This is a genomic window from Streptomyces sp. AJS327, assembly GCF_013450295.1.
Lineage (GTDB): Bacteria > Actinomycetota > Actinomycetes > Streptomycetales > Streptomycetaceae > Streptomyces.
This window is the reverse complement of record NZ_SKBR01000001.1, coordinates 681,179-705,774: the sequence shown is the minus strand read 5'-3', so window position 1 is coordinate 705,774 and position 24,596 is coordinate 681,179. Positions and strand designations below refer to the sequence as shown.

General features: G+C 73.9%; 18 protein-coding genes. 3 read left to right on the top strand and 15 right to left on the bottom strand.

The features are described from left to right. Nucleotides 1-45 precede the first annotated feature (45 nt). The 3 genes from E0L36_RS02770 to E0L36_RS02760 form a co-directional block, all read right to left on the bottom strand. Nucleotides 46-1,929, bottom strand: coding sequence for an LCP family protein (locus tag E0L36_RS02770; RefSeq protein WP_180927238.1), 1,884 nt, complete (start codon nt 1,927-1,929; stop codon nt 46-48). Next, the gene (nadD, locus tag E0L36_RS02765; protein ID WP_180927237.1) at nt 1,926-2,552 is read right to left on the bottom strand and encodes a nicotinate-nucleotide adenylyltransferase; all 627 of its coding nucleotides are present in this window, start codon (nt 2,550-2,552) and stop codon (nt 1,926-1,928) included. Before nadD ends, E0L36_RS02770 begins: the two co-directional genes overlap by 4 nt. Nucleotides 2,553-2,750: 198 nt before the next feature. Then, nucleotides 2,751-2,915 carry a hypothetical protein gene (locus E0L36_RS02760; RefSeq protein WP_180927236.1) on the bottom strand — a complete coding sequence of 55 codons (165 nt, stop codon included), beginning with the start codon at nt 2,913-2,915 and terminating at the stop codon, nt 2,751-2,753. Between the two features lie 481 nt (nt 2,916-3,396). Here E0L36_RS02760 and E0L36_RS02755 point away from each other — a divergent pair, with 481 nt between their 5' ends. Continuing rightward, complete coding sequence (locus tag E0L36_RS02755) at nt 3,397-4,509, top strand: M48 family metallopeptidase (RefSeq protein ID WP_180927235.1); 1,113 nt, start codon at nt 3,397-3,399, stop codon at nt 4,507-4,509. 175 nt (nt 4,510-4,684) lie between these two features. Here the strand turns inward: E0L36_RS02755 and E0L36_RS02750 are convergent, their stop codons facing one another. From E0L36_RS02750 to proB, 5 genes are all read right to left on the bottom strand, one after another. Continuing rightward, complete coding sequence (locus E0L36_RS02750; RefSeq protein ID WP_180927234.1) at nt 4,685-5,803, bottom strand: hypothetical protein; 1,119 nt, start codon at nt 5,801-5,803, stop codon at nt 4,685-4,687. Nucleotides 5,804-5,957: 154 nt separating this feature from the next. After that, nucleotides 5,958-6,617, bottom strand: a complete 660-nt coding sequence (locus E0L36_RS02745; RefSeq protein WP_180927233.1) for a hypothetical protein — start codon at nt 6,615-6,617, stop codon at nt 5,958-5,960. 85 nt (nt 6,618-6,702) lie between these two features. Beyond that, nucleotides 6,703-7,980: a glutamate-5-semialdehyde dehydrogenase gene (locus E0L36_RS02740; RefSeq protein WP_180928554.1), complete on the bottom strand. Its 1,278-nt coding sequence runs from the start codon at nt 7,978-7,980 to the stop codon at nt 6,703-6,705. 110 nt (nt 7,981-8,090) lie between these two features. Next, nucleotides 8,091-8,555 carry a hypothetical protein gene (locus E0L36_RS02735; RefSeq protein WP_374705503.1) on the bottom strand — a complete coding sequence of 155 codons (465 nt, stop codon included), beginning with the start codon at nt 8,553-8,555 and terminating at the stop codon, nt 8,091-8,093. Between the two features lie 411 nt (nt 8,556-8,966). Next, nucleotides 8,967-10,115 (bottom strand): glutamate 5-kinase, encoded by a 1,149-nt coding sequence (proB, locus tag E0L36_RS02730; RefSeq protein ID WP_374705479.1) that lies wholly within the window; start codon nt 10,113-10,115, stop codon nt 8,967-8,969. 284 nt (nt 10,116-10,399) lie between these two features. Here proB and E0L36_RS02725 point away from each other — a divergent pair, with 284 nt between their 5' ends. After that, entirely contained in the window at nt 10,400-12,532 is a 2,133-nt protein-coding gene (locus E0L36_RS02725; protein WP_180927232.1) for a hypothetical protein, read from the top strand. A gap of 111 nt (nt 12,533-12,643) precedes the next feature. Here the strand turns inward: E0L36_RS02725 and E0L36_RS02720 are convergent, their stop codons facing one another. Then, nucleotides 12,644-13,219, bottom strand: a complete 576-nt coding sequence (locus E0L36_RS02720; protein ID WP_180927231.1) for a dihydrofolate reductase family protein — start codon at nt 13,217-13,219, stop codon at nt 12,644-12,646. Between the two features lie 242 nt (nt 13,220-13,461). On the opposite strand from E0L36_RS02720, the gene E0L36_RS02715 reads away from it, so the two are divergent. Next, nucleotides 13,462-14,040, top strand: coding sequence for a TetR/AcrR family transcriptional regulator (locus E0L36_RS02715; protein WP_180927230.1), 579 nt, complete (start codon nt 13,462-13,464; stop codon nt 14,038-14,040). Between the two features lie 56 nt (nt 14,041-14,096). Here E0L36_RS02715 and obgE read toward each other — a convergent pair whose 3' ends face one another. The 6 genes from obgE to E0L36_RS02685 form a co-directional block, all read right to left on the bottom strand. Further along, entirely contained in the window at nt 14,097-15,551 is a 1,455-nt protein-coding gene (gene obgE / locus E0L36_RS02710; protein ID WP_180927229.1) for a GTPase ObgE, read from the bottom strand. 283 nt (nt 15,552-15,834) lie between these two features. Then, the gene (gene rpmA, locus E0L36_RS02705; RefSeq protein ID WP_180927228.1) at nt 15,835-16,086 is read right to left on the bottom strand and encodes a 50S ribosomal protein L27; all 252 of its coding nucleotides are present in this window, start codon (nt 16,084-16,086) and stop codon (nt 15,835-15,837) included. A gap of 14 nt (nt 16,087-16,100) precedes the next feature. Continuing rightward, nucleotides 16,101-16,427: a 50S ribosomal protein L21 gene (rplU, locus tag E0L36_RS02700; RefSeq protein ID WP_180927227.1), complete on the bottom strand. Its 327-nt coding sequence runs from the start codon at nt 16,425-16,427 to the stop codon at nt 16,101-16,103. 359 nt (nt 16,428-16,786) lie between these two features. Beyond that, nucleotides 16,787-20,977 carry a ribonuclease E/G gene (locus tag E0L36_RS02695; protein ID WP_180927226.1) on the bottom strand — a complete coding sequence of 1,397 codons (4,191 nt, stop codon included), beginning with the start codon at nt 20,975-20,977 and terminating at the stop codon, nt 16,787-16,789. A 252-nt stretch (nt 20,978-21,229) separates the two neighbouring features. Next, nucleotides 21,230-22,024: a TIGR03936 family radical SAM-associated protein gene (locus tag E0L36_RS02690; RefSeq protein ID WP_180927225.1), complete on the bottom strand. Its 795-nt coding sequence runs from the start codon at nt 22,022-22,024 to the stop codon at nt 21,230-21,232. A 519-nt stretch (nt 22,025-22,543) separates the two neighbouring features. Beyond that, the gene (locus tag E0L36_RS02685; protein ID WP_180927224.1) at nt 22,544-24,472 is read right to left on the bottom strand and encodes a TIGR03960 family B12-binding radical SAM protein; all 1,929 of its coding nucleotides are present in this window, start codon (nt 24,470-24,472) and stop codon (nt 22,544-22,546) included. Between the last annotated feature and the right edge of the window lie 124 nt (nt 24,473-24,596).

Here is a 24,596-nt window from a genome sequence, read left to right as displayed (position 1 = left end):
GGCCGCGCGGCCCCGCCGGATCGCCGACGGGCCCGCGCCGGTGGATCAGCTCCGGTAGTCCCCGCCCAGCACCACCGTGACGTCGGCGTTGGCCGCGCCCTTGCCCTGGCGGACCGCGCTGCCCGGCAGTCCGAGCGTCTTCGCGACCTCCGTGGCCTTCGCCTTGTGCTCGGCGTCCGCGTAACTCACCCGCGAGCGGGCCCGCGCGGCGCCCCCGGCGCCGCCGTCGACCACGGTGTAGCCGCTGTTCACCAGGTCGGCGGAGGCCGTGTCCCCGGCGCCCCGCGTGCCGCTGGCGTTGGTCAGGCTGACCCGCAGGACGGCGTCCGGATCGGAGTTCTTGACGGTGCCGCCGAGCACGTCCTTGACGAGACCGCCGCTGGTGGCGCTGGAGAGCGTGCCGTTCTGCCGGACGGGCACCAGCCGGGTGGCGTGCTCACCGTCCTTCGCCAGCTGCGCGAGCTTCGCGAGGGAGGCGCCGAGCTGCCGCTCGGTCAGGGACGGGTCGGGGATCTGACCGAGCGCCTTCACCAGCTCGGTCGCCCCGTCCGCGTCGCTGGACAGCTTGCGCAGCGTGGCCTGCATCACCCGCCCGAAGCGGTGCAGTTGCTTGCCGTGGTGCTCGCCTGGGACGCGGTGGGTGGCGTAGGCGACGGCCGCCCGGCCGTCCAGGTTCTGGTCCTTGCCCTGCTTCACCCGGGGCGGCTTGCCGCGCTTCTCGGCGGGGACCGCGACGTCCGTGTCGAGCGAGATCCCGCCGACCAGCTCGACGAGGGTCTCCAGGAACGGGGTGTCCAGCCGCCAGGTGCCCTTGATGTCGGCGCCCAGCAGGGTGCTCAGGCCGTCCCGGGTGGCGGCGGCGCCCTCGTCCTCGACGGACTTGCCCAGCGTGGTCGTCGTCCCCTCCTCCGCGGAGACAGCGAGCGCGTTGGGGAGGAGCAGGGTCGTGCCCGCGCCGGCGTCCTCGTTGGCCACCAGCAGTGCGGTGGAGCTGCCGCCGCCGTCGGTGTCGCGCAGGTGGACGACGATCACGTCGCGCTGCTGTCCGCGCGCGGTGGCGGCGTCCCCGCCGCCACCGTCCATCCCGGGCAGCTTTCCCGCCTGCCAGAGGTAGCCCGCGCCGCCCGCCACCACCAGCACCACCAGCACCACCAGTGCCGTGACCCGGTGGCGGCCCTTGCGCTTGGCCTCCTCCCGGCGCTCGGTGCGGCTCTCGGTGAACTTCAGCCAGTCGATGACGTCCTCGGAGTCGTCCGTCGGCTCCTCGACGAAGGAGAACTGCTCCGTCTGGTACCCGGCGCCGTCCGGGGCGCGCTGGGAGGGCACGCGCCCGGCGCCCTCCGGATCCTCGCCCCCCGCCGGTTCCGCGCCCGGTCTCTCGGCCGCGGGCGGTCCGGGCTGCTGGGGCAGCCACTCCCGCTCCCGGGTCCGGGCGTACCCCGGGTTCCCGGCGGCCTCCGCCTCGTGGGACGGGCCGGGCACCGCGTACGGGTCGTAGGCACCGGGGTCGGACGAGGCCGCCGGGGCGCCGTAGCCCCCGCCGTAGCCCCCCGGCTGACCGTAGTCGCCCGGGTAGCCCTCGGCGGGGGCGGCGGGATAGGCGTAGCCGCCGTGCGGATCGTGGGCGGAGCGCTGGTCCGGGTAGCCGGGTGGCTCCGGGTAGCCGGGGTTCCCGGTGTACCCCGGGTGTCCGGGGGGTCCCTGCTGGCCGGGCTGGGCCGGGTAGGCGGCTGTGGGGTCGTAGGTGGGGTCGTACGCCGGGTCGTACGCCGGTTCATAGGGGGCGCCGGGGCCCGGCCCCTGCCGGTAGACGGGCTGTCCGTACTCGTCGTACCCGAGGATCTCCGGCTGCCCGCCCCGGCCGTACGGGTCGTGCTGGCCGTACGGGTCGGACGGGTCGTAGGGGCCGTGGCCGTAGCGGTCGTTCACGCCTGCGGGCCCCCTTCCCGGTACAGCGCCCGCTTGTTGATGTACCGCACGACGCCGTCCGGCACGAGGTACCAGACCGGGTCGCCGTGGGCCACCCGCTCCCGGCAGTCGGTCGAGGAGATGGCCAGCGCGGGCACCTCGACCAGCGAGACCCCGCCGTCCGGCAGGCCCGGGTCGGCGAGGTGATGCCCGGGACGGGTCACTCCGATGAAGTGGGCGAGCGAGAACAGCTCCTCCGCGTTGTGCCAGCCCAGGATCTGGGAGAGCGCGTCGGCGCCGGTGATGAAGAAGAGGTCCGTCTCCGGGTTCTCGTCCCGCAGTTCACGGAGCGTGTCTATGGTGTACGTCTTGCCGCCCCGGTCGATGTCGATGCGGCTGACCGAGAACTGCGGGTTGGACGCCGTGGCGATCACCGTCATGAGGTAGCGGTCCTCGGGCGGCGAGACCGTCTTGTGGCTCTTCTGCCATGGCTGGCCAGCGGGCACGAACACCACCTCGTCGAGGTGGAACCGCGCGGCGACCTCACTCGCGGCCACCAGGTGGCCGTGGTGGATCGGGTCGAAGGTCCCGCCCATCACCCCGAGCCGCCGCTTACCGCCGCCGGGCACTCTGCGCTCTCCCATGCGTGCCGACCCTATCCTCATGTCCGGGCGCCGGTCCCGTGTCCCGCCGAACGAGGGTTCGGAATCCCGTGGGACGCGGCCGAGCGCTGATGGAGTACCAACGAGTGCCGGTGGGCCCCGGCACACCCGACGCGCCTCAGCGCCCCTGGTGACCGCCGGTGGACCCCGGGCGCGCCCCACGCACTCCGGCCGGGGGCCTCAGCGGTCGCGGTTGAACCGGGTGGTGATCCACAGCAGCAGAAGCAGCGTGACCAGCGCGCCACCGCCGACGAGCAGCGGGCTCAGGCTCTCGTGGGCTCCGTGCTCTCCGCCTCCGGAGGCGAGGGCGTTGAGGGTGTCGTGGGCTGCGGCGGTGAGGGTCATCGTCAGCGGGGCCTCTCCACATCGGGACGGACGGTTGCCTGAAGTGCCGGTCGTGCGGTCACTGCCGTCCTGCGCGGACCGAGGCGGCCCCGGCCGTGTCGCCGTGCAGGTCGAGCAGGAACTGTTCAGGCACATCGTAAGCGTGCGTCTTCTGGCGGCTCACGGCGACTCAGCTCTCCCGGTCGTCGCCCGCGCCACCGGGCGCCGCGCGCCCGGCCGTCCGGAGCGCCGCGCGCCCGGCCGTCCGGAGCGCCGCGCTCCGGGGGTGACGGGGCCTCGGCCGAGGACCGGCGGGTCCCGGCGCACGCCGGAGTTCCGGGGAGCCCCGCTCCCCTCCGCCGGCCGACGGTTCGTGACGGTTCCGCGTTTCCGCTGGTCGTGGCGGTACAGCCAGGTGCGGGGCCGGACTTGTCCACAGGCCCGCCGCGCTCCGGTGCCGAACGTCTAGGCTGGACAGCCCAGTCGACGAGGGGGAACGACCATGAGCGACAGCACAGACGGCGTGGAGCGGCTGCCCGGCCGGGAGCGGCGGCGCTTCTCCGGGATCTCCTCCCGCGCCTACGAACACCCGGCCGACCGCTCGGCGCTGGTCGCGCTGCGCAAGCTGAGCGGGTTCGACACCATCTTCAAGACGCTGAGCGGTCTGCTGCCCGAGCGCAGCCTCCGGCTGATGTACCTCTCCGACTCCGTGCGGGTCAGCGACGAGCAGTTCGCCCACCTGAACGCCATGCTGCGGGACGCCTGTTACATCCTGGACCTGGAGAAGGTCCCGCCGATGTACGTCACCCAGAACCCGATGCCGAACGCCATGTGCATCGGGCTGGACGAGCCGATCATCGTCCTCAACACCGGTCTGGTGGAGCTGCTGGACGAGGAGGAGATGCGCGCCGTCATCGGCCACGAGGTCGGCCACGCCCTCTCCGGGCACGCGGTGTACCGCACCGTCCTGCTCTTCCTCACCAACCTCGCGCTCAAAGTCGCGTGGATCCCGCTGGGCAACGTAGCGATCATGGCGATCGTCACGGCGCTGCGTGAGTGGTTCCGCAAGTCCGAACTCTCCGCGGACCGCGCCGGGTTGCTGGTCGGCCAGGATCTCCAGGCGTCCATGCGGGGGCTGATGAAACTCGCGGGCGGCAACCACCTGCACGAGATGAACGTCGACGCCTTCCTGGCCCAGGCCGACGAGTACGAGCGCGCCGGGGACCTGCGGGACTCCGTCCTGAAGATCCTCAACGTGCTGCCGCGCTCCCACCCGTTCACCACCGTGCGCGCCGCGGAGCTGCGGAAGTGGGCCAACAGCCGGGACTACCAGCGCATCATGGACGGCCACTACCCCACGCGTGACGAGGACGGCGACACCACCATCGCCGACTCCTTCCGGGAGTCGGCGACCCACTACTCGGACACGGTCAAGAACAGCAAGGACCCGCTGATGAACCTGGTCAAGGACATAGCAGGCGGGGCGGGCGACCTCGGCGGCAAGTTGCGGGACACCTTCACCGGCCGCAACGGCTCCTCCGAGTCGAAGTCCTCCGGACCGGGCGCCGACGGCGATCCGGAGCCCGGTTCCGACGCGGGCCCCGGCAGGAGCTGAGCCGAGCCGGCACCGGCCTGCCGCGCCTCCGGGCGCCGGGGTTCCGGCCGGAACTCGCCCTCAGGCCAGGCGCGTTGCCCGGCCCGGGCGCCCCGGCCGGGCCGGGTCCCGCGAGCGCCGGGCCGCGTCCGCCGGTGGGGCAGCCGCCGGGTGTGCCTGGGGTGACTCCGCCCGCTCAGCTCTCGGCGCTTTCGGCCCCCTTGGGGCTGGGCTGCGCGTCCGGGGCGAGGACCCCGCACATCGGCGCCGAGGAGCGGCCCCGCGCGAACGGGTCGGTGCCCGCCGGGCCGTCGTCCTTCGCCCGCTGCCCGGCCAGCAGCGGCGTCAGCACGTCCGAGGAGTCGGCGGCGCACGGCAGCGGACCGGCCTGGGTCGAGACCTGCTGGACGCTCAGCTGGTGGTCCCGCAGGGACTCCCGGTCGAAGTGCATCCGCAGCTCCCGGCGCACGGTGAAGAGCGAGGCCCGCCCTTCGGCCCGCTCCCCCGCACCGCCCTTCGCGGCCCGGACCGCGTAGACGAAGACGTGGTCGGCGGTGACCTCCAGCGCGTTGCTCCCGGCCTCCCGCACGGCGAACTTCCCGCTCACCCGGACCTCCGGGTCGGCGAGCGCCACCTTGGCCGGGTCGAACCGGACCATCCAGCTGGTGGCCGCGTGCCGTCCGTCCGCCCGCGGGTCGTCCAGGCTCTCGTCGAACTGCTCCTGCTGGGCGGGGGACAGCATCAGCCGCACGGAGCGGGCGGCGCCGCCGGTCAGCACGTCCGGATCGATCGAACTCTCCACCACGTACTCCTTCGCCGTGGTGAGCGCTGAGAGGACCTGACTCTCCGAGAAGTGCTCGCTGCCGCGGGCGGGCGGCAGCGCCACCCCGCTGGCACCGCTGCGGAACTGTGCCGCCGGGCTGTGCTCGAAGAGGACGTCGGGCGTCTCGCCCGGCACCGCCTCCCGGGGGGCCAGGGGCAGCATGGTGGCCCGCATCGGCTCCGCGCTGGGCGGGTCGGGGGTGTTGTACGGGTTACGGACACCCATGTATATCGCGGTGCCGAAGGCGACCACGATCAGCAGCACGAGTATCAGCCCCTGTCGCGACGCGGCGATCCCGCCACGCACCGACGGTGGGTCGGGTCGGCTGCGGACAGCCGCGTGCTCCTCGTCCTCCAGGCGCTCCTGCGCGGAGAACTCCTGAATGCGTGCCGCCTCGATGAACGACTCGTCGAAGACGAGCGATCGGTACTCTTCTTCGCCTCCCGGGACGCCCTCGGGTGTCCCCTCGGGAGGATCTCCTCGCCCGGCCATACGAACAGGGTAGGGCGGAGAAGACGATCGCACGTCGCTCGGTAGGTCAAGATTTCGACCATTCCGCTTCCGCCCGGCCGCCGCCGCCCGCCAGTGCTCTCGCGGGACCTCGCGCGCCACCCCGGAGACAACCCGGAGGGGCGCGTTCAGCCACTCAGGGGGCGCCGGGCACGACCGGAGTCCCGGCGTCGACCGGGGTGGAGGGGCGGACGGGCCCGCCCAGCCCCTGCTCCTCCTGGCTGTCCACCCCGGAGGTGGTGGGCGGCGGAGAGGGCTCGGGACGCTGACCGGAGCTGCCCCGGTAGACCGCGGAGAAGGCGAGGGCCACCACACCGAGCCCCATCACCAGGGCGAGGACCCAGGCCACCGGCCGCTGCCAGCGCACATGGCCGCGGTAGGGACGGTCCTCCTCGGCCTCGCCACCGATCGGGTAGCCGTAGTCGGCGCCGTGCTCGAAGTCCGCGGCGTCCCCCGTCTGCCAGGGGGGCAGGCCCTCGACACGGGCGCCGCGGCCCGCGCCGAACTCGCCGTTCCCCCGGTGGCCGAGGTGGTCGGGGTGGCCGAACCGGCTGTCGGCGTCCGCGTCCTCCGCGGCGCCGCCCTCCGTACCGCCGCTCCCGCCGTGGTTCTCGGCGGGTGAGGAGGCGGCGGCGCGCAGCCGCTCGGCGGCCGTGGGTTCGTGAATCCCGGCGGCCCGCACGAAGTCGTCGTCGAACACCACGGAGGCGAACTCCTCGTCCGCGTCCGCGCGCTGGTGGCGGTACTCGGGCTCCTCGCCGTCCGGGAACGGCTGGCCCCCCACGTCGTCCGGCACGGGACCAGCGTAGTCCCGCATGGCCGGTTTGGGCAGTCCGGGCGGAAATTCTCGGCCGGACCAGCGTGGCTGCCCCGGCCGGGGGTCAGTCCCGGATATGGCCGTCGCCGGTGACCACGTACTTCGTGGAGGTCAGCTCCGGGAGCCCCATCGGGCCGCGCGCGTGCAGCTTCTGCGTCGAGATGCCGATCTCCGCGCCGAAGCCGAACTGGCCGCCGTCGGTGAACCGGGTGGAGGCGTTCACCAGCACGGCCGCCGCGTCGACCAGCGCGGTGAAGCGGCGGGCCGCGGCGGTGTCCCGGGTGACGATGGCCTCGGTGTGCCCCGAGGACCACTCCCTGATGTGCGCGACCGCCGCGTCCAGCGAGGGCACCACGGCGGCGGCGATGTCGTACGAGAGGTACTCGGTGGCCCAGTCCTCGGCGGTGGCCGGGCGCACCTCCGGGTCGGCGCGCTGCCAGGCCGCGTCGCCGTGCACGGTGACGCCCGCCGCGCGGAGCGCCTTCAGCGCGCGCGGCAGGAAGTCCTCCGCGACGGCCTGGTGGACCAGGACCGTCTCCGCCGCGTTGCAGACGCTGGGGCGCTGTGCCTTGGAGTTGAGGAGGATGTCGACGGCGGTGTCGAGGTCGGCGTGCTCGTCGACGTAGACGTGGCAGTTGCCGGTGCCGGTCTCGATCACCGGGACGGTCGACTGCTCGACGACCATCGAGATCAGCGCGGCGCCACCGCGCGGGATGAGGACGTCCACCAGACCGCGGGCCCGCATCAGCTCGGTGACCGACTCCCGGCTGGTGCCCGGCACCAGCTGCACCGCGTCCGCCGGGAGCCCCGCGGCCTCCACGGCCCGCCGGATCACCGCGACCAGGGCCCGGTTGGAGGCGTGCGCGGAGGAGGAGCCGCGCAGCAGCACCGCGTTGCCGGACTTCAGGCAGAGCGCGGCGGCGTCCGCGGTGACGTTCGGCCGGGCCTCGTAGACGATCCCGACGACGCCGAGCGGCACCCGCACCTGGCGCAGCTCCAGGCCGTTCGGCAGGGTCGCGCCGCGCACCACCTCACCGACCGGGTCGGGCAGCGCGATCACGTCCCGGACATCGGCGGCGATCGCGGCCATGCGCTCCGGGGTGAGCAGCAGCCGGTCCACGACGGACTCGGCGGTGCCGCCGTCCCGCGCGGCGCGCACGTCCTCCGCGTTGGCCTCGACCACGGCGGCCACGTTGGCCGGGTCGGCCAGCGCCTCCGCGACGGCGGTCAGCGCCGCGTCCCGCGCGGCCCGGGGCAACGGCGCGAGCTGAGCGGCGGCCTCCCTGGCGCGGCGGGCCACCTCGGTCACGGTCGGGCTCTGCGATGCGGTCATGCTCCGCAGCCTAGTCCCGGCCGCCGCCCCGTCCCGGCCGCCGTTCACCAGCCGAGACGGCCCGCCCGGAGCGCGGACGGCCGCCCGGTTCCGCGGGCGGGCGACGGGGCGAGGCCGGGTCACGAGCCGCCGAAGGGGTGCACCCCGACCGGGGCGGCGGGCGGTGGGCCGTACCCCTCGGCGACGCGCTGCTGGTAGGTCTCCCGGCCGATCACCTCAAGACCGACGATCTCCCAGGGCGGCAGCCGGGCCGAGGCCCGGTGCTCGCCCCACAGCCGCAGCGCCACGGCGGCGGCGTCGTGCAGGTCCCGTGCCTCCTCCCAGTACCGGATCTCCGCGTGCCCCTGGGCGTACCGGCTGGTGAGAAAGAAGGGGTGGTCGTGGGCGAGCTGTTCGAGGGCCCGTCGGACCTCGGCCAGCGGCAGCTCCGCCCCGGAGACGCTGAGCGTGACGTGCCAGAGCCGGGACTGTCCCGGCCGGGCGGTCGCCGCAGCATCCGACGTGGACGGCCGGTCGGCGCCGGACGGCCCGTCCGTCTCCCGTGGGTACGCCCCGGCGGCGCCGACCCGCCGGGCGGAACCCATGTCGACGCTGGCCAGTCGTCTCACCGGTGGCCTCCTGAGCTGAGTCGCGGTTCGGATGCTGGGCTGGGGCGGGCCCCGGAGCGGTACGCCGGTGGGTCGGCCGCCGGGCCGGGCCGTCCCGGGGCCACAGGTCGCGCCGGGCGGTGCGCCGCGGTGCGCGGGCCCGCCGGGGACGGCCGGGCACCGCCGCCGCCCGCCGGAGCGGAACGGCCCCGCTACAAAGTTGACCAGCCCACGCCCCCGCGCGGGACCGTTTTCCGGAAGCTGTCCGTGGAAAGGCTGGTCTTTCCCCGAACTCGCCCCGGCGGCACGGGAGTCGGGGACCATGGGCGAACGGCGCACCGCGCCACAGCACCCGCCCCACCGGCCCCCCGACCGGCCACCCGCGCCGCCGCTCTCGCGCCAGGGGCCTCAGGGGCGGAGCAGTACCAGGTCGTCCCGGTGCACGACCTCGCGCTCGTACTCCGGGCCCAGCTCCCGGGCCAGGTCGTGGGTCGAGCGGCCGAGGAGCCGGGGCAGCTCCGCCGCGTCGTAGTTGACCAGGCCGCGCGCCACCGCGCGTCCCTCCTGGTCCCGCAGCTCCACCGGGTCCCCGGCCGAGAACCCGCCCTCCACCGCGGCGATGCCCGCGGGCAGCAGCGAGGTGCGGCGTTCGACGACGGCCCGTACCGCGCCCGGGTCCAGCACCAGGGCGCCGAGCGGGGTCGAGGCGTGCGCCAGCCACAGCAGGCGGCCGGTGGTGCGGCGGCCGGTGCGGTGGAAGAGGGTGCCGGTCTCCCCGCCGCCCAGGGCCTCGGCGGCGCGCGCGGCCGAGGTGAGCACCACGGGCACACCGGCCGCCGCCGCGATTCCGGCGGCCTCCACCTTCGTCACCATGCCGCCGGTGCCCAGCCCGGCCCGGCCGGCGGTGCTGATGTCGATTCCGGCCAGTTCGGCGGGGCCGGTGACCTCGGTGATCCGCGAGCTGCCTGGCAGCGAGGGGTCACCGTCGTAGAGGCCGTCGACGTCGGAGAGGAGCACCAGCAGGTCGGCCCGGACCAGGTGGGCGACGAGGGCGGCCAGCCGGTCGTTGTCGCCGAACCTGATCTCGTCGGTCGCGACCGTGTCGTTCTCGTTGACGATCGGCACGGCGCCCATCGCCAGCAGCTTGTCCAGGGTGCGGTACGCGTTCCGGTAGTGGGCGCGGCGGCTGGTGTCGTCCGAGGTCAGCAGCACCTGCCCGACGCGCTGGCCGTAGCGTGCGAAGGACGCGGTGTACCTGGCGACCAGCAGCCCCTGCCCGACGCTGGCCGCCGCCTGCTGCCGGGCGAGGTCCCGTGGGCGCCGGTCGAGGCCGAGCGGGGCGAGGCCCGCGGCGATGGCTCCGGAGGAGACCAGCACGATCTCCCTGCCGTCCTGCTCACGGTGTGTGGCCAGCACGTCGACGAGGGCGTCCACCCGGTCGGCGTCCAGGCCCCCGGAGCGCGTGGTGAGCGAGGAGGACCCGACCTTCACCACGATCCGGCGCGCGGCGCGCACCTCCCGCCGACCGCCCTCCGGCGCCTCTGTTACCCCTGTCACGCGAACGTTCTCCCACCGTCGGCACACCGTGCGTGGCCCGCCCGCGGTACCGCGCGGACCATCAGGCAATTTACGCCAGGGCCCGGGTCGCGGCGGCGCCCCGTCACCCGCGCACGGGCCCGGCGCGTGGAACCTGGCCGTTTGCCCCCTTTAAGCCGAGTGACGCACCATCGAAGATTGTCACTGAGGCACCGACCGGCATACGGTCAGTGGTCACTCTGGCCACCCCTCACAGGCGGCTGTCCACTCGCAACCTTCGACTCTCCCTTCCAGGAGCTCAGCCCGTGCCCTCTGCCGGACTCACTGCCCGACGCGCGGTCCAGCTGGCGGCGCTCCTCGCGCTGGCGGTCTTCTACACCGCCCAGCTCGCGGGCGCCCTACTGCCGAACGTCCCGGTCTTCGTCACCGCCTCCCTGGCGGGCCTCGCGCTCGACATCTACCTCACCCACAGACAGCCGGGGCTGCTGGCGCTGCTGGGGAAGGTCCGCTTCGACGTGACCACCCGGCAGCTGCTGCGCGACATGCTGATCGTTATCGGCCTCGTCCGGATCCCGGACGTGCCTCCGGACATCGAGCGTCCGCTCACGCTGCTGCTGCTGGTCGCCTACGGCGCGCACTTCCTGTGTCAGGCGGTGGCCCAGCTGGTGCGCCGCAGCCGCACGCTCCCGGTCGTCACGCGGAACATCGACACCTCGGGGCTGCGCCTCACCAAGGCGCCGCCGCGGTTGCTCGCCCGCCAGCCCAGCCGGCGGCTGCTGCGCTTCTCCATCCCCGGCACCCTCGGGCTGACGCTGACGGCGGGGCTGTCGGTCGACGTCTGGGGCATCGTCGGCGTCACGATCACGCTGCTGCTCTCGCTGGGCAGCGCCTTCTACCTCGGCACCTGGCTGCTGTCCGGAAAGCGCCGGGTGAACGACGAGCGGGTGCTGGCATGGCTGGACAGCTGGCTGGCCGACTACCAGCCCACGGTGGGCATGTACTTCTCCGGCGGTACCTCCTCCGCGTACCAGGCGAACATGTGGCTCTCGACGCTGGCGTCCGTGCGGGGCCGCCCGATCGTGGTGCTGCGTGAGCGGTTCATGGTGCAGAAGATCGACGCGACGGACGTCCCGGTCGTGTGCATCCCGAAGGTCGCCGACCTGATGCGCCTGGAGCACTCCTCGGTGCGGGTGCTGCTGCACCCCGCGAACTCCGGCAAGACCTCGCAGGTGCTGCGCATCCCGACGATCAAGCACGCGTTCACCAACCACGGCGAGAGCGACAAGCTCTCCTCCTGCAACCCGTACGCCAAGGCGTACGACGAGGTGTGGGTCGCCGGTCCCGCCGCGCGGGAGCGGTACCAGCTGGCCGAGGTCGGGGTGGCCGACGCCGACGTGGTGGAGGTCGGGCGGCCGCAGCTCGCCCCGATCGAGCGGTGGTCCGGCGCCCCCACGGGCGAGTGGCTGACCGTCCTCTACGCCCCGACGTGGGAGGGGTGGGACGGCAAGCCCGGCAACACCTCGATCATCGAGGCGGGCGAGAACATCGTCGCGCGACTGCTGGCCGACGAGCGGGTTCGCCTGGTCTACAAGCCGCACCCGATGACGGGTTCGGTCGACCCCCGCGCGGGCGCGGCGGACGCGCGGGTCCGCGCGATGATCGCGGAGGCGAACACGCGCCGCGCGGAGAGCGCGGGCGCCGCCGCCGCGGCCCCGGCCGAGACCGGCGCGCGGGCGCTGGAGCAGGCGGAGCACGAGCTGGAGGCGCTGACGGCGGCCTCCTTCGGCCGGGGCGCGGACGAGATGGAGCGGATGCTGACGCAGGGCGTGCCGGAGCACGGTCGCGCCCAGCGGGTCGACGCGGCGCTGCGGGCCTGGGAGGACGCCTTCTGGGGCTCGCTGCCCGCCTGGGAGCACCAGGTGGTGACCGGTCCGCGCCCGGGGATCTACGCCTGCTTCAACCGCGCGGACGTGCTGGTGTCCGACGTCTCGTCGGTGATCTCGGACTACCTGAGCAGCGAGAAGCCGTACGCCGTGGCGAACACCAGCGGAATGAGCGAGGAGGCGTTCCGGGAGGTCTTCCCGACGGTGCGGGCCGGTGTGGTGGTCTCGCCCGACGCGCGGGAGATCCCGGGGCTGCTGGAGGCGGTGCGTGATCCGGCCAGGGACGGCTTCGTCGAGGCGCGCGCCCAGCTGAAGACCCACCTGCTGGGACCCTCCGACCCGCCCTCGCTGGCCCGGTTCGACCAGGCCGTGCAGGACCTCGCCGCCGAGGCCGAGGCGCGCAACGCCCGGTTCGAGCGTCGCGAGGCGGAGATCCCCGGCCAGCGCGAACTCGACGCGGACACCGGCGAGGAGCTGGAGTCCCCGGTGGGCGACGGGGAGGGGCTCGACCCCACGGCCAGCGGCGCCGAGTCCGAGGACGCGATGACGGGCTGACGTTCCCGCCCGCGCGGTGGCCCCGGGAGGTTCGCCTCCCGGGGCCACACGCGTCCCGGCGGCGGCGCTACCGCCACCGGTGTCTCGCCACCACCCCGCCGGAGGCGGCGGTCAGGCCCGGCGGTACTCGCGGACGACCACGCCGTTGTTGAAGGAGCGCACCGACTCCAGGGCGAACTCCTCCAGCGCGAACGCGGAGTCGAACATGGGCATCCCGCTGCCCAGCACCACCGGGTAGCTCTTGATGACCAGCTCGTCCACCTCGTCCCGCAGCAGCCCGGCGACCCCGGCGCCGCCGCACAGGTAGATGCCGAGCCCCTCCTGCCGCTTCAACTCCCGTACCAGGCCCACGACATCGCCCGAGACGATCTCGACGTCGGGGTCGGGCGAGGTGAGGGTGCGGGAGACGACGTACTGCTTCAGATGGGCGTAGGGGCTGGTGAACCCGATCTTCAGCCCCACCTCGTAGCTGCCCCGGCCCTGGATGACCGTGTCGAAGCGGCGGTTCTCCCGGTCGGGCAGGCCGAGTATCGCGCGGGCCGGGGTCGGCAGGGTCTCGTAGTACTCCTCGTCGAGCATCGCGGAGTACTCCTCGTCGACGTACCGGGTGAAGAACTCCGCCTCCCCGCTGGGGTCTCCGATGAAGCCGTCGATCGACGCCGCGACGTAGTAGGTCAGCTTGCGCATACGGGTATCTCCTCTGTGTCAGCTGAACGGTTCGCGCCGCGTCGCGTCATCCCGCCGTCCCCGGACGCCGCGGCCCCGGGCGGTCATCCGGGGGTGCTGGCGGGTGGGGCCGTCTGGTGTGCCACAGCCCGGGACGCCCTCCGTCGGACGCGATCCGGTCGACCCCAACCACTCCGGCTATAGTGCTACACCTGTAGTGGTTACGCAACGTGCTTTTTCCCCGCCCAGACCGGGAGGTCCCCATGGTCAGGAATCCGGAGCGACGTACGGCCCTCATCGACGCGGCGATCGAGGTGCTCGCCCGGGACGGCGCGCGCGGGCTCACCTTCCGCGCGGTGGACACCGAGGCGGAGGTGCCGACCGGCACCGCCTCCAACTACTTCGCCAGCAGGGACGACCTGTTCACCCAGGTCGGCGGGAGGGTCCGGCTCCGGATGACGCCCGACCCCCACCAGGTGACCGAGGCGATGAGCGCGCCGCCCTCCCGGGAACTGGTCACCGAGCTGATGGTCTGGCTCGTCGAGCGCATGGCCGCCGAACGCACCGGCTACCTGGCCATGCTGGAGCTACGCCTGGAGGCCACCCGCCGTCCGGAACTCCGCGCCCAGCTGCACCACAGCCTGCGCGCGGAGCTGGCGGAGAACCTCCGCTTCCACGAGGACGCCGGACTCCCCGGCGGGGCGGACCACGTGCTGACGCTCTACTTCGCCATGACCGGCCTGCTCCTCGACCACCTCACGACGCCCGGGATCCTGGAGGGCCGCGGGCCGACGGAGCGGCTGGTGGAGAACCTCGTCCAGCTGATCATCCCGCCCGAGTAGCACCGGCCGGGCGGCGGTTCGCGGTCCCGTCCGGTGCGCGGAACGGGACCGGGTGGTCAGCGGCCCGACCGACCGTCGAAGGGGTCGAACTCGTCGAACTCGCCCAGCGCCTCGTCCCGTTCCGACTCGCGGTCCCGGCGGCGCTGGGCAGCCGGACGCGACTCCTCCATCCGGTGGTCCTCACCCCGGCGGCCCAGCATCTCGGCGCCGGAGACCATCGCGGGCTCCCAGTCGAAGACGACGGCGTTCTCCTCCGGGCCGATGGCGACGCCGTCGCCCTCCCGGGCGCCCTGCTTGAGCAGTTCCTGCTCGACGCCCAGCCGGTTCAGCCGGTCCGCGAGATAGCCGACCGCCTCGTCGTTGTTGAAGTCGGTCTGCCGCACCCAGCGCTCCGGCTTCGTCCCGCGTACCCGGAAGAGACCGTCCGCCTCGCGCGTCACACTGAACCCGGCCTCGTCCACGGCGGGCGGCCGGATGACGACGCGGGTGGACTCCGCCGCCGGACGGGTCGCACGGGCCGCGTCCACCGCGCCCGCCAGCGCGTACGACAGCTCCTTCAGGCCCTTGCGGCTCACGGCGGACACCTCGAAGACGGGGAAGCCGCGCTTCTCCAGCTCCTCGCGGACCATGTCCGCCAGCTCCTGCCCGTCCGGGATGTCGACCTTGTTCAGCGCCACCACGCGCGGCCGGTCGGCCAGCCCCCCGTACCGCGCCAGCTCCTCCTCGATCACGTCGAGGTCGGAGAGCGGGTCCCGCTCGGACTCCAGCGCCGCCGCGTCGAGCACGTGCACCAGGACCGAGCAGCGCTCGACGTGCCGGAGGAACTCCAGACCCAGGCCCTTGCCGTGGCTGGCCCCCGGGATCAGCCCGGGCACGTCGGCGACCGTGTAGACGCTGCCGCCCGCCGTCACCACGCCCAGGTTCGGCACCAGCGTGGTGAACGGATAGTCCGCGATCTTCGGCTTGGCCGCCGAGAGCACCGAGATCAGCGAGGACTTCCCGGCGCTCGGGTAGCCGACCAGCGCCACGTCCGCGACGGTCTTCAGCTCCAGCACCAGATCACGGCTGGTGCCCGGCTCACCCAGCAGCGCGAAACCCGGCGCCTTGCGGCGGGCGGAGGCCAGCGCGGCGTTCCCCAGCCCCCCGCGTCCGCCCTGCCCCGCGACGAAGGTGGTGCCGCCGCCGACCAGGTCGGCCAGCACCTCGCCCCGGGAGTCCCGCACCACGGTGCCGTCCGGCACCGACAGCACGAGGTCCCGGCCGTCCGAACCGGAGCGGTGCCCGCCCTCCCCCGGCTTCCCGTTGGTCGCCTTCCGGTGCGGGGAGTGGTGGTACTCCAGCAGCGTGGTCACGTCCGGGTCCACGACGAGGACGACGTCCCCGCCGCGCCCGCCGTTGCCGCCGTCCGGCCCGCCCAGCGGCTTGAACTTCTCCCGGTGCACGGAGGCACAGCCGTGCCCTCCGTTACCCGCGGCGATATGCAGGTCGACGCGGTCAACGAAGGTGGTCATAACGGCCTCCAGGACGTGGGTGGAACGGGTTCGGGGTGGTGCCCGGGAGCCCGGCGCCCAGGCGCCGGTACCCGTGGGGCGGACCGCCGGGCCGCCGGGCCCGCCGGACCTCCATGGTGGAACGGCTCACCCGTGGAGCGCGCGGCGTCCGCCCGCGCTCCACCGGCTGCCGTAACGCGCCGAGGGCGGACCCATCCCCCGCGCACACGAAGCCGTGTACGCGCGGGAGCGCGGGTCCGCCCTCGGAGCGGAAATCGAGTGCCGTGCCGAACTGACCTGAGGGTCAGGCCGGGACGATGTTCACGACCTTGCGGCCACGGCGGGTACCGAACTGCACGGCGCCCGGGTTCAGCGCGAACAGCGTGTCGTCGCCGCCACGGCCGACGCCCACACCGGGGTGGAAGTGGGTGCCGCGCTGGCGGACCAGGATCTCACCCGCGCTGACGACCTGACCGCCGAAGCGCTTCACACCGAGGTACTGCGGGTTGGAGTCGCGCCCGTTCCGAGTGGACGATGCGCCCTTCTTGTGTGCCATCTCTTCTCAGTCCCTTACTTCTTGGCGGCCGGGGCGTCGATACCGGTGATCTTCAGCGCGGTGTGCAGCTGACGGTGACCGATCCGCTTGCGGTAGCCGGTCTTGTTCTTGTACTTCTGGATCCGGATCTTCTCGCCCTTGTGGTGGTCCACCACCTCGGCCCGCGCCTTCACTCCGGCCAGGACCCACGGGTCGCTGGTGACCGCGTCCCCGTCGACCACAAGCAGGGTCGAGAGTTCGACGCTGTCGCCGACCTTGCTGTCAGAAATCCGGTCAACCTCGATGACGTCGCCAACAGACACCTTCTGCTGACGCCCGCCGGTGCGCACGATCGCGTACACGCGGAACTCTCTCTCTGCTCGAAACGGAGCCCCTGATGCCAGCCGCTCCACGCCCGGCCGCGTGGCGGCCCGGCGGAGTGATCCGGAAGGACTGAGCGGCCTCTCCCGGCGGATGGCGCGGGAGGTGGGTGCTCAGGGGCACGGCGGGTCAGCACGACACGCCGACGGACAAGGCTACGGGGCGCTGCTCCCCTGGTCAAACGGGGCCCGGGCGGCCGCACCACGGCCCCGCGACGGCCACGAGAGCCGCCACCAGGTAGGCACGCAACAGTCCGGCCGGTCCCCGGAGCGGGGACCGGCCGGACCACGGTGTTCCGCGTCACCCGGCGCTGGTCGGCGACCGGCTGACGTGCCGCGCGCTACTCCGCGTCGAGGCTGTCCGCCGCGACCGAGACGCCCGGCTGCGCGGGCTGCTCGGCGGCGGCGGTCTTCTTCACCGCCGCGCCGGTCTTCTTCGCGGCCGTCTTCTTCGCGGCGGTCTTGCTCGCCGTCTTCTTCTCGGCGGACTTGGCCGCCGCCTTGGTGGCGGCCTTCTTCGTGGTGCTCTTCGCCGCCGTCTTGGTCGCGGCCTTCTTCTCGGCGGACTTGGCCGTCGCCTTCTTCGCGGTGCTCTTCGCCGTCTTCGCGGCGGCCCGCTTCGTCGCGGGCTTCTCGGGCTCCGCGTCCACGGCGGCGGGCTCCGTGCCCTCGCCCGTGGGCTCGGCCTCCTCCGCCTCCCCTACCGGCGCCGACACCTGCCGGGTGACCCGCCGCCGGGAGCGCGCGGGTGCCGGCTCCCCGGCCACCGACGGCTGGGGCTCCTCGCCGGACCCGGCCGCCAGCTCACCGGACTCGCCGGGAGCGGCCTCCGCGGCGGCGGTCACCACCGTGCCGACCGCCTCGTCCACCGACTTCGGCGGACCCGCCGGGGCTCCGGCCCGGCGCGCCGCCCGGCGCCGCGGCCGGGTGCTGTCCTCAGGTGCGGCGACCTCCGCGGCCTCAGCGGCCTCCGGCCGCGACCCGGCCGGGGGCTCCTCCGCGAGCCGCGGCTCCGGGGCGCTCGCCGGGGCGGTCTCCACCACCGGCTCCTCCGCCGCGCCGCCCGGCGAACCGGCCGGCGCCGACGCGCGGCGCACCGCCCGGCGACGGGAGCGCGGCGCCGGGGCCTCCTGCTCGGCGGCCGACTCCGCGGGGGCCGCGGGCTCGGCCGCGACGGGCGCCGCCGGGGCCTCGGCCCGCTCGGGCTCCACCTCGGCGGGGCGCGCGGACGGCTCGTCCGGCACGCTCTCCTCCCTCGGCGCTCCCTCGGGCACCCCGGCGCGGCGGCTCGCCCGGCGACGGCCACGCCGTCCCGTCGGTCCGGCCGCCGCCTCGGCCTCGGCGACACTGCCGAACAGCTCCTCGTCCGGCGCGAACGCGGGTTCGGGGAGGGCCTTCGGCTCCTCGGCGGGCTCCTCCGGCTCCTCGGCGCGCGGCGCCTCGGGCTCGCGGGCCTCCGGCTCGGCGGCCTGCTGGCCGCCCCTGCCCTTCTTGCGGCTCTTCTTGCCACCTCCGCCACCGGCGCCCTGGACCTGCTCCATGTGGACCAGCACGCCCCGGCCGTTGCAGTGCACGCAGGACTCGGAGAAGGACTCCAGCAGGCCCTGGCCCACCCGCTTCCGGGTCATCTGCACCAGGCCCAGCGAGGTGACCTCGGCCACCTGGTGCTTCGTACGGTCCCGGCCCAGGCACTCCAGCAGGCGGCGCAGCACGAGGTCCCGGTTGGACTCCAGCACCATGTCGATGAAGTCGATCACGATGATGCCGCCGAGGTCGCGGAGCCGCAGCTGCCGCACGATCTCCTCGGCCGCCTCCAGGTTGTTCCTGGTGACCGTCTCCTCCAGGTTGCCGCCCTGGCCGGTGAACTTGCCGGTGTTCACGTCGACCACGACCATCGCCTCGGTCCGGTCGATCACCAGCGAACCACCGCTGGGCAGCCAGACCTTGCGGTCCAACGCCTTCAGCAGCTGCTCGTCGACGCGGTACGTCGCGAAGACGTCCACGTCCGAGGTCCACTTCTGGAGCCGGTCGGCCAGGTCCGGAGCGACGTGCGAGACGTAGCCGTGGATGGTGCTCCAGGCTTCCTCGCCGCTGACGATGACCTTGGAGAAGTCCTCGTTGAAGATGTCCCGGACGACCCGCACGGTCATGTCGGGCTCGCCGTAGAGCAGCGTCGGCGCGTTGCCCTTCCGGGCCTTCTTCTGGATCTCCTCCCACTGCGCCTGGAGACGTTCGACGTCCCGGCGCAGCTCGTCCTCGCTGGCCCCCTCGGCCGCCGTCCGCACGATGACCCCGGCGTTCTCCGGGACGACCTTCTTCAGGATCTGCTTCAGCCGGGACCGCTCGGTGTCCGGCAGCTTGCGGCTGATGCCGGTCATCGAGCCCTCGGGCACGTACACCAGGTACCGGCCGGGCAGCGAGACCTGGCTGGTCAGCCGGGCGCCCTTGTGACCGATCGGATCCTTGGTGACCTGGACGAGCACCGACTGGCCGGACTTCAGCGCCGCCTCGATACGGCGCGGGCCGTTGGCCATGCCCAGCGCCTCGAAGTTGACCTCGCCCGCGTAGAGCACGGCGTTCCGGCCCTTGCCGATGTCGACGAAGGCGGCCTCCATCGACGGCAGCACGTTCTGGACCTTGCCCAGGTAGACGTTGCCGACGTACGAGGTGGACTGCTCCTTGTTGACGAAGTGCTCGACGAGCACGTCGTCCTCCAGGACGCCGATCTGCGTCCGCCCGCCACTCTGCCGGACGATCATCTCCCGCTTGACCGCCTCACGGCGGGCCAGGAACTCGGCCTCGGTGATGATCGGAACCCGGCGGCGCCCCTGCTCACGACCCTCGCGGCGGCGCTGCTTCTTCGCCTCCAGCCGGGTGGAGCCCTTGATGGCCTGGACCTCGTCACCGGCGGTCGTGGCCTCGTCCTTCTTCTTCCGCGGCTCGCGGATCTTGACGACGGTGCGCTCCGGGTCGTCGCCGCCGCTCTCGCCCTCGGGCGCGCCCTCGGAGTCCCCGGACCGGCGCCGCCTGCGACGGCGGCGGCGGGAACTGCTGCTGGAGCCGTTGCCGCCGGAGCGCTCGTCCTCGCGCTCCTCGGCCGCGCCCTCCTGCTCGGCCTCGGCGGTCTCGTCCGACTCGGCGGACTCCTCCGCCTCCTCCGCGGAACGCTCCTCGCGGGCGGTGTCCTCACCCTCCGGCTCGCCGGACTCGCCCTTACGGCGACGACGGCCTCCCCGGCGACGGCGACGCGCGGGCCGGTCCTCGGACTCCTCGCCCCGCTCCGCCTGCTCGGCCTCGGCGGCCCGCTCGGCGCTCTCGTCCTCGGCTTCCTCCTCGGCCAGCTCACCCCCGCGGGTGGCGCGGCCACCCGCCGCCTCGGCACGCCGACGGCGGCGCGCGGCGGCGCTGGCGGGGCGCTGGCCGCGCTCCTCGGCCTCGGCCGCCGTCTCCTCGTCCTCCTCGACGCCCTCGGCCTCGTCGTCCCGGGCGGCCTCGGCCGCCGCGACGGCGGCGCTCTGCGGGGTCTGGAACGCGGGCTCGGTGAAGACCGGTGCCTGGAACAGCGCGGCCGGCGGCCGGGCGCCCCGGGACCGGCCCGTGGCCGGGGCCTCGGCGGCGGCCCGCTCCGGGGCGCCGCCCGTCGTCTCGTCGCCCGTCGGCTCCTCGCCGGTGGTCTCGGCCCGGGCGGAGCGCCGCCGGGACCGGGTGGTGGTCTTCTTCGGCTCCCGCGCGCTCGGGGCCGACTTCTCGGGCGCCTCGGCGGTGACCTCCGCGTCCGCGGGCTCCTGGGCGGCGCCGGTCTCCGGGGAGGTGGCCTCGGCGGGGGCCGTCTCGCGCTCCTTCGCCGGGGCGCTCGTCGCCCGGCTGGCCCGAGTCGCCCGGCGGGGGGTGCGCGGGGCGGACGGCTCCTCCACGGGGGCGGTGGCGTCGGCGGACCCAGCGCGCTCGGTGCTCGCGGGGGCCTCGGCGCTGGCGGCGCTCTCGGTGCCGTCGGTGCTCTCAGCGCTCTCCGGCGCTGTGCTCCGCGCGGGGGCCGCCGTCTTGCGTGCGGCGCGGCGGCGGGTCCGGGCGGGGGGCTCGGCCGGGGTGTCCCCGGCGGCCGGGGTGGCGTCGACGGCTCCGGCCCCGGCCGTGTCGGCGGTCTCACCGGAACCGGTGGCCTCGGCGGACGCGCTCGGGGCGGTGGCGCCACGGGTCGCGCGGCGGCGCGGGGGCGCGGTGGTCTTCGCCGCGGGGGCCGCGGTCTCCGCCGTCTCACCCCCGGTGGTGGCGGAGGCGGTGTCGCCCGGTGGCGCTGCGCTGGCGGCGCTCCCAGTGTGCTCGGCGGTTCCGGCGGTTCCGGCGTTCTCGATCACGGCCGACTCACCGGGACCGCCCGCGGGCGGTCCCGCCGGACGGCTGACCGCCCTGCGACGGCGACGCGGGGGGAGGGTGTCCCCGGGCCCCGAGCTGTCGGCGCCGGAGGCGGCACCGGTTCCCGGGGCGGTGTTCTCGTTGCTGTCCGCGGTGGCGGACTCCATCGGTTCGAGCATGCGGGCGTTTCTCCCGTCACGCTCCCGGGCGCCGCGCTCAGCATTCCGGCCACGGTCCGCGACAGAGCGCGGCTCCGCTCCGGGGCGCGTGCGCCGCACGGGAGCTTGTTGTCTCACTCGCCGGTTCCGTCCTCCGAGAGGATCGGCTACGGCGAAAGTCTCCTGGTCATCGCGCTCGCCTGCCGGACAGCAGCTGCCCGGGTGGCTCCCTGGCGCGTACGCAGCGGCGGCGCTTTTTCTCCTCCGGCGGTCCTACGCGGGGCCGCCCGGCGCCGTCGCGACGGGGGTTGCGTCGCGGTCGGGCGCCAACGGGTCGGTCACCGTGCCGGTCTCCTCATCGAGCGGCCCCTGCGCCAGCCTGGTCACCATGACGGGAACCGGCGGCGCCAGGTCGGCCGCAGCGCGGAGACCGGACAGGACATCGTCGGGTCGTACGGCAGGTGTCAGGTGCCGTACCACCAAGCGCAGTATCGCACAGGGAGCCGTGCCGGGCCTATCGCCCCCGGTCGGGGCCGGTGCCGCCACAGCGTCCCGAGCCCCGGGAACACCGCTCTCGCCGACGAGCGTGAGGGAGACCACGGCGGCTCGCGCGTCGAAGGTGCGCAGCCCCTTCTTGGTCTGCCGCTGGACCTCTACGGAGTCGGCGGCCAGGAAGGCCGCAACCGCCTTTTCGGCCATCTCCGGTGGCACGCCGTCCAGGCGCAGCTCCCACTCGGAGACCTCCAGCCGGGCCGTGAAGTCCGCGCCGTGCGCCTCCACGGCGTCGACGAGGTCGAGCCCGTCCGGCATGCTCTCGTCGAGTTGGGCGAGCAGCCGCGCCGGTTCGCGGTGCTCCGAGAGGGCGAGTTCCAGGTACTCGGCCTCGCTCCCCGTGCCGGTCGGCGCCGCGTTGGCGTACGAGACCTTGGGGTGCGGGGTGAACCCGGCGGAGTACGCCATGGGCACCCCCGCGCGGCGCAGCGCCCGTTCGAAGGCGCGCTGGAAGTCGCGGTGACTGGTGAACCGGAGGCGGCCACGCTTGGTGTAACGCAGTCGTACGCGCTGCACGGCGGGTGCGGGCGGCGGGCCTTCGGGCTGTCGCTTGCCCAGTGGTTCTCTCCTCGTGCCGGGCGGGCCACATCGGGTCGGCCGCCGTGGAAGGACGGATGGTGGTGCGCGGATCTGCTGTTGTCGCCGCGGTGGCGAAGGTCACTCGTCCGCCCGCTCCCGAAGGGCGGGGTCCCGCCACCCCGGGGTCGGCCCGGGGATCCGCGCGGGTGGCGCACGGCGGCGGACCGCTCTCGTGCCCGCGTCGTGCGGCGGGCCCCGGCGATACCGGGGACACCGAGCCGGTGCGGGGCGGGCCCATGGGCCCGGGCTGGTCGGCGGGACCTCCCCCAGGGTACGCGGCGGTGTTCGCACGGGACCGACCGCTCCGCCGAGCGGGGCGCGCCGACGCCCGCGAGCCGGGCGTCCGCCCGGGCCCACCGAGGGTTTCCCGGGCGGGCGGCCCGCGTGTTCCGCGCGCGCCGGAGCCGCCGGCCGGACTGCCGGGGGGCGGACCGCCACGCGCGGACCGGTGGGTCGCTAGTCGTTGACCACGGTCAGGGGAAGCAGCTTCTTTCCGGTGGGGCCCACCTGGATCTCGGTGTCGAGAGCGGGGCAGACACCGCAGTCGAAGCAGGGGGTCCAGCGGCAGTCCTCGACCTCGGTCTCGTCGAGGGCGTCCTGCCAGTCCTCCCAGAGCCAGTCCTTGTCGAGACCGGAGTCGAGGTGGTCCCAGGGGAGCACCTCCTCGTACTCGCGCTCCCGGGTGGTGTACCAGTCGACGTCCACCCCGGTGGGGGGCAGCGCCTTCGCGGCGCTCTCCATCCACAGGTCGTAGGAGAAGTACTCGCGCCAGCCGTCGAACCGGCCGCCGCGCTCGTAGACCTCGCGGATGACCGGGCCGACACGGCGGTCGCCGCGTGAGAGCAGGCCCTCGACGATCCCGGGACGGCCGTCGTGGTAGCGGAAGCCGATGGAGCGGCCGTACTTCTTGTCGCCGCGGATCTTGTCGCGCAGCTTGCCGAGCCGCGCGTCCGTCTCGTCCGCGGACAGCTGCGGGGCCCACTGGAAGGGGGTGTGCGGCTTGGGCACGAACCCGCCGATCGAGACGGTGCAGCGGATGTCGTTGGACCGGGCCACCTCGCGGCCCTTGGCGATGACGTTGACCGCCATGTCGCCGATCTGGAGGACGTCCTCGTCGGTCTCGGTGGGCAGCCCGCACATGAAGTAGAGCTTGACCTGCCGCCAGCCGTTGCCGTACGCGGTGGCCACGGTGCGGATCAGGTCCTCCTCCGAGACCATCTTGTTGATGACCTTGCGGATGCGCTCACTGCCGCCCTCCGGGGCGAAGGTGAGGCCGGAGCGGCGGCCGTTCCGCGTCAGCTCGTTGGCGAGGTCGATGTTGAAGGCGTCGACCCGGGTGGACGGCAGCGAGAGGCCGACCTTGTCCTCTTCGTACCGGTCGGCGAGGCCCTTGGCGACCTCCCCGATCTCGCTGTGGTCGGCGGAGGAGAGGGAGAGCAGCCCGACCTCCTCGAAGCCGGTCTTCCGCAGCCCCTTGTCGACCATCTCGCCGATCCCGGTGATGGAGCGCTCCCGCACCGGGCGAGTGATCATGCCCGCCTGGCAGAAGCGGCAGCCCCGGGTGCAGCCGCGGAAGATCTCCACGGACATCCGCTCGTGCACCGTCTCCGCGAGCGGCACCAGCGGCTGCTTGGGGTACGGCCACTCGTCCAGGTCCATCACGGTGTGCTTGGACACTCGCCACGGGACGCCGGAGCGGTTCGGGACGACGCGGGAGATCCGGCCGTCGGGCTGGTACTCCACGTCGTAGAAGCCGGGGACGTAGACGCCGCCGGTGCGGGCCAGGCGGAGCAGCAACTCCTCGCGGCCGCCCGGGCGTCCCTCGGCCTTCCAGCTCCGGATGATCTCGTTGACCTCCAGCACCGCCTGCTCGCCGTCGCCGATGACCGCGACGTCGATGAAGTCCGCGATCGGCTCCGGGTTGAACGCGGCGTGCCCGCCCGCCATCACAATCGGGTGGTCCTCGGTGCGGTCGGCGGCCTCCAGCGGGATACCGGCCAGGTCGAGGGCGGTGAGGAGGTTGGTGTAGCCCAACTCGGTGGAGAAGGAGACCCCGAAGACGTCGAACTCCCGGACCGGGCGGTGCGCGTCCACGGTGAACTGCGGGACGCCGTGCTCCCGCATCAGCGCCTCCAGGTCGGGCCAGACGCTGTAGGTGCGCTCCGCGAGGACCCCGGGCCGCTCGTTCAGCACCTCGTAGAGGATCATGACGCCCTGGTTGGGCAGCCCCACCTCGTAGGCGTCCGGGTACATCAGCGCCCAGCGGACATCGCACTCGTCCCACGGTTTGACGGTGGAGTTGAGTTCGCCGCCCACATACTGGATCGGCTTCGATACGTGCGGGAGCAGGGCCTCCAGGCGGGGGAAGACCGACTCGACAGGCATGGCGGATGTCCTCGGGCAGGCGGTTCTCTCGTCGAGAGATGACCATCCAGCCTAACCCGCTGCCACCGGCCCCCCGCCACCTCGTCCACCCCGCTCCCGGCCCGCCCCGTCACGGGCACGGACG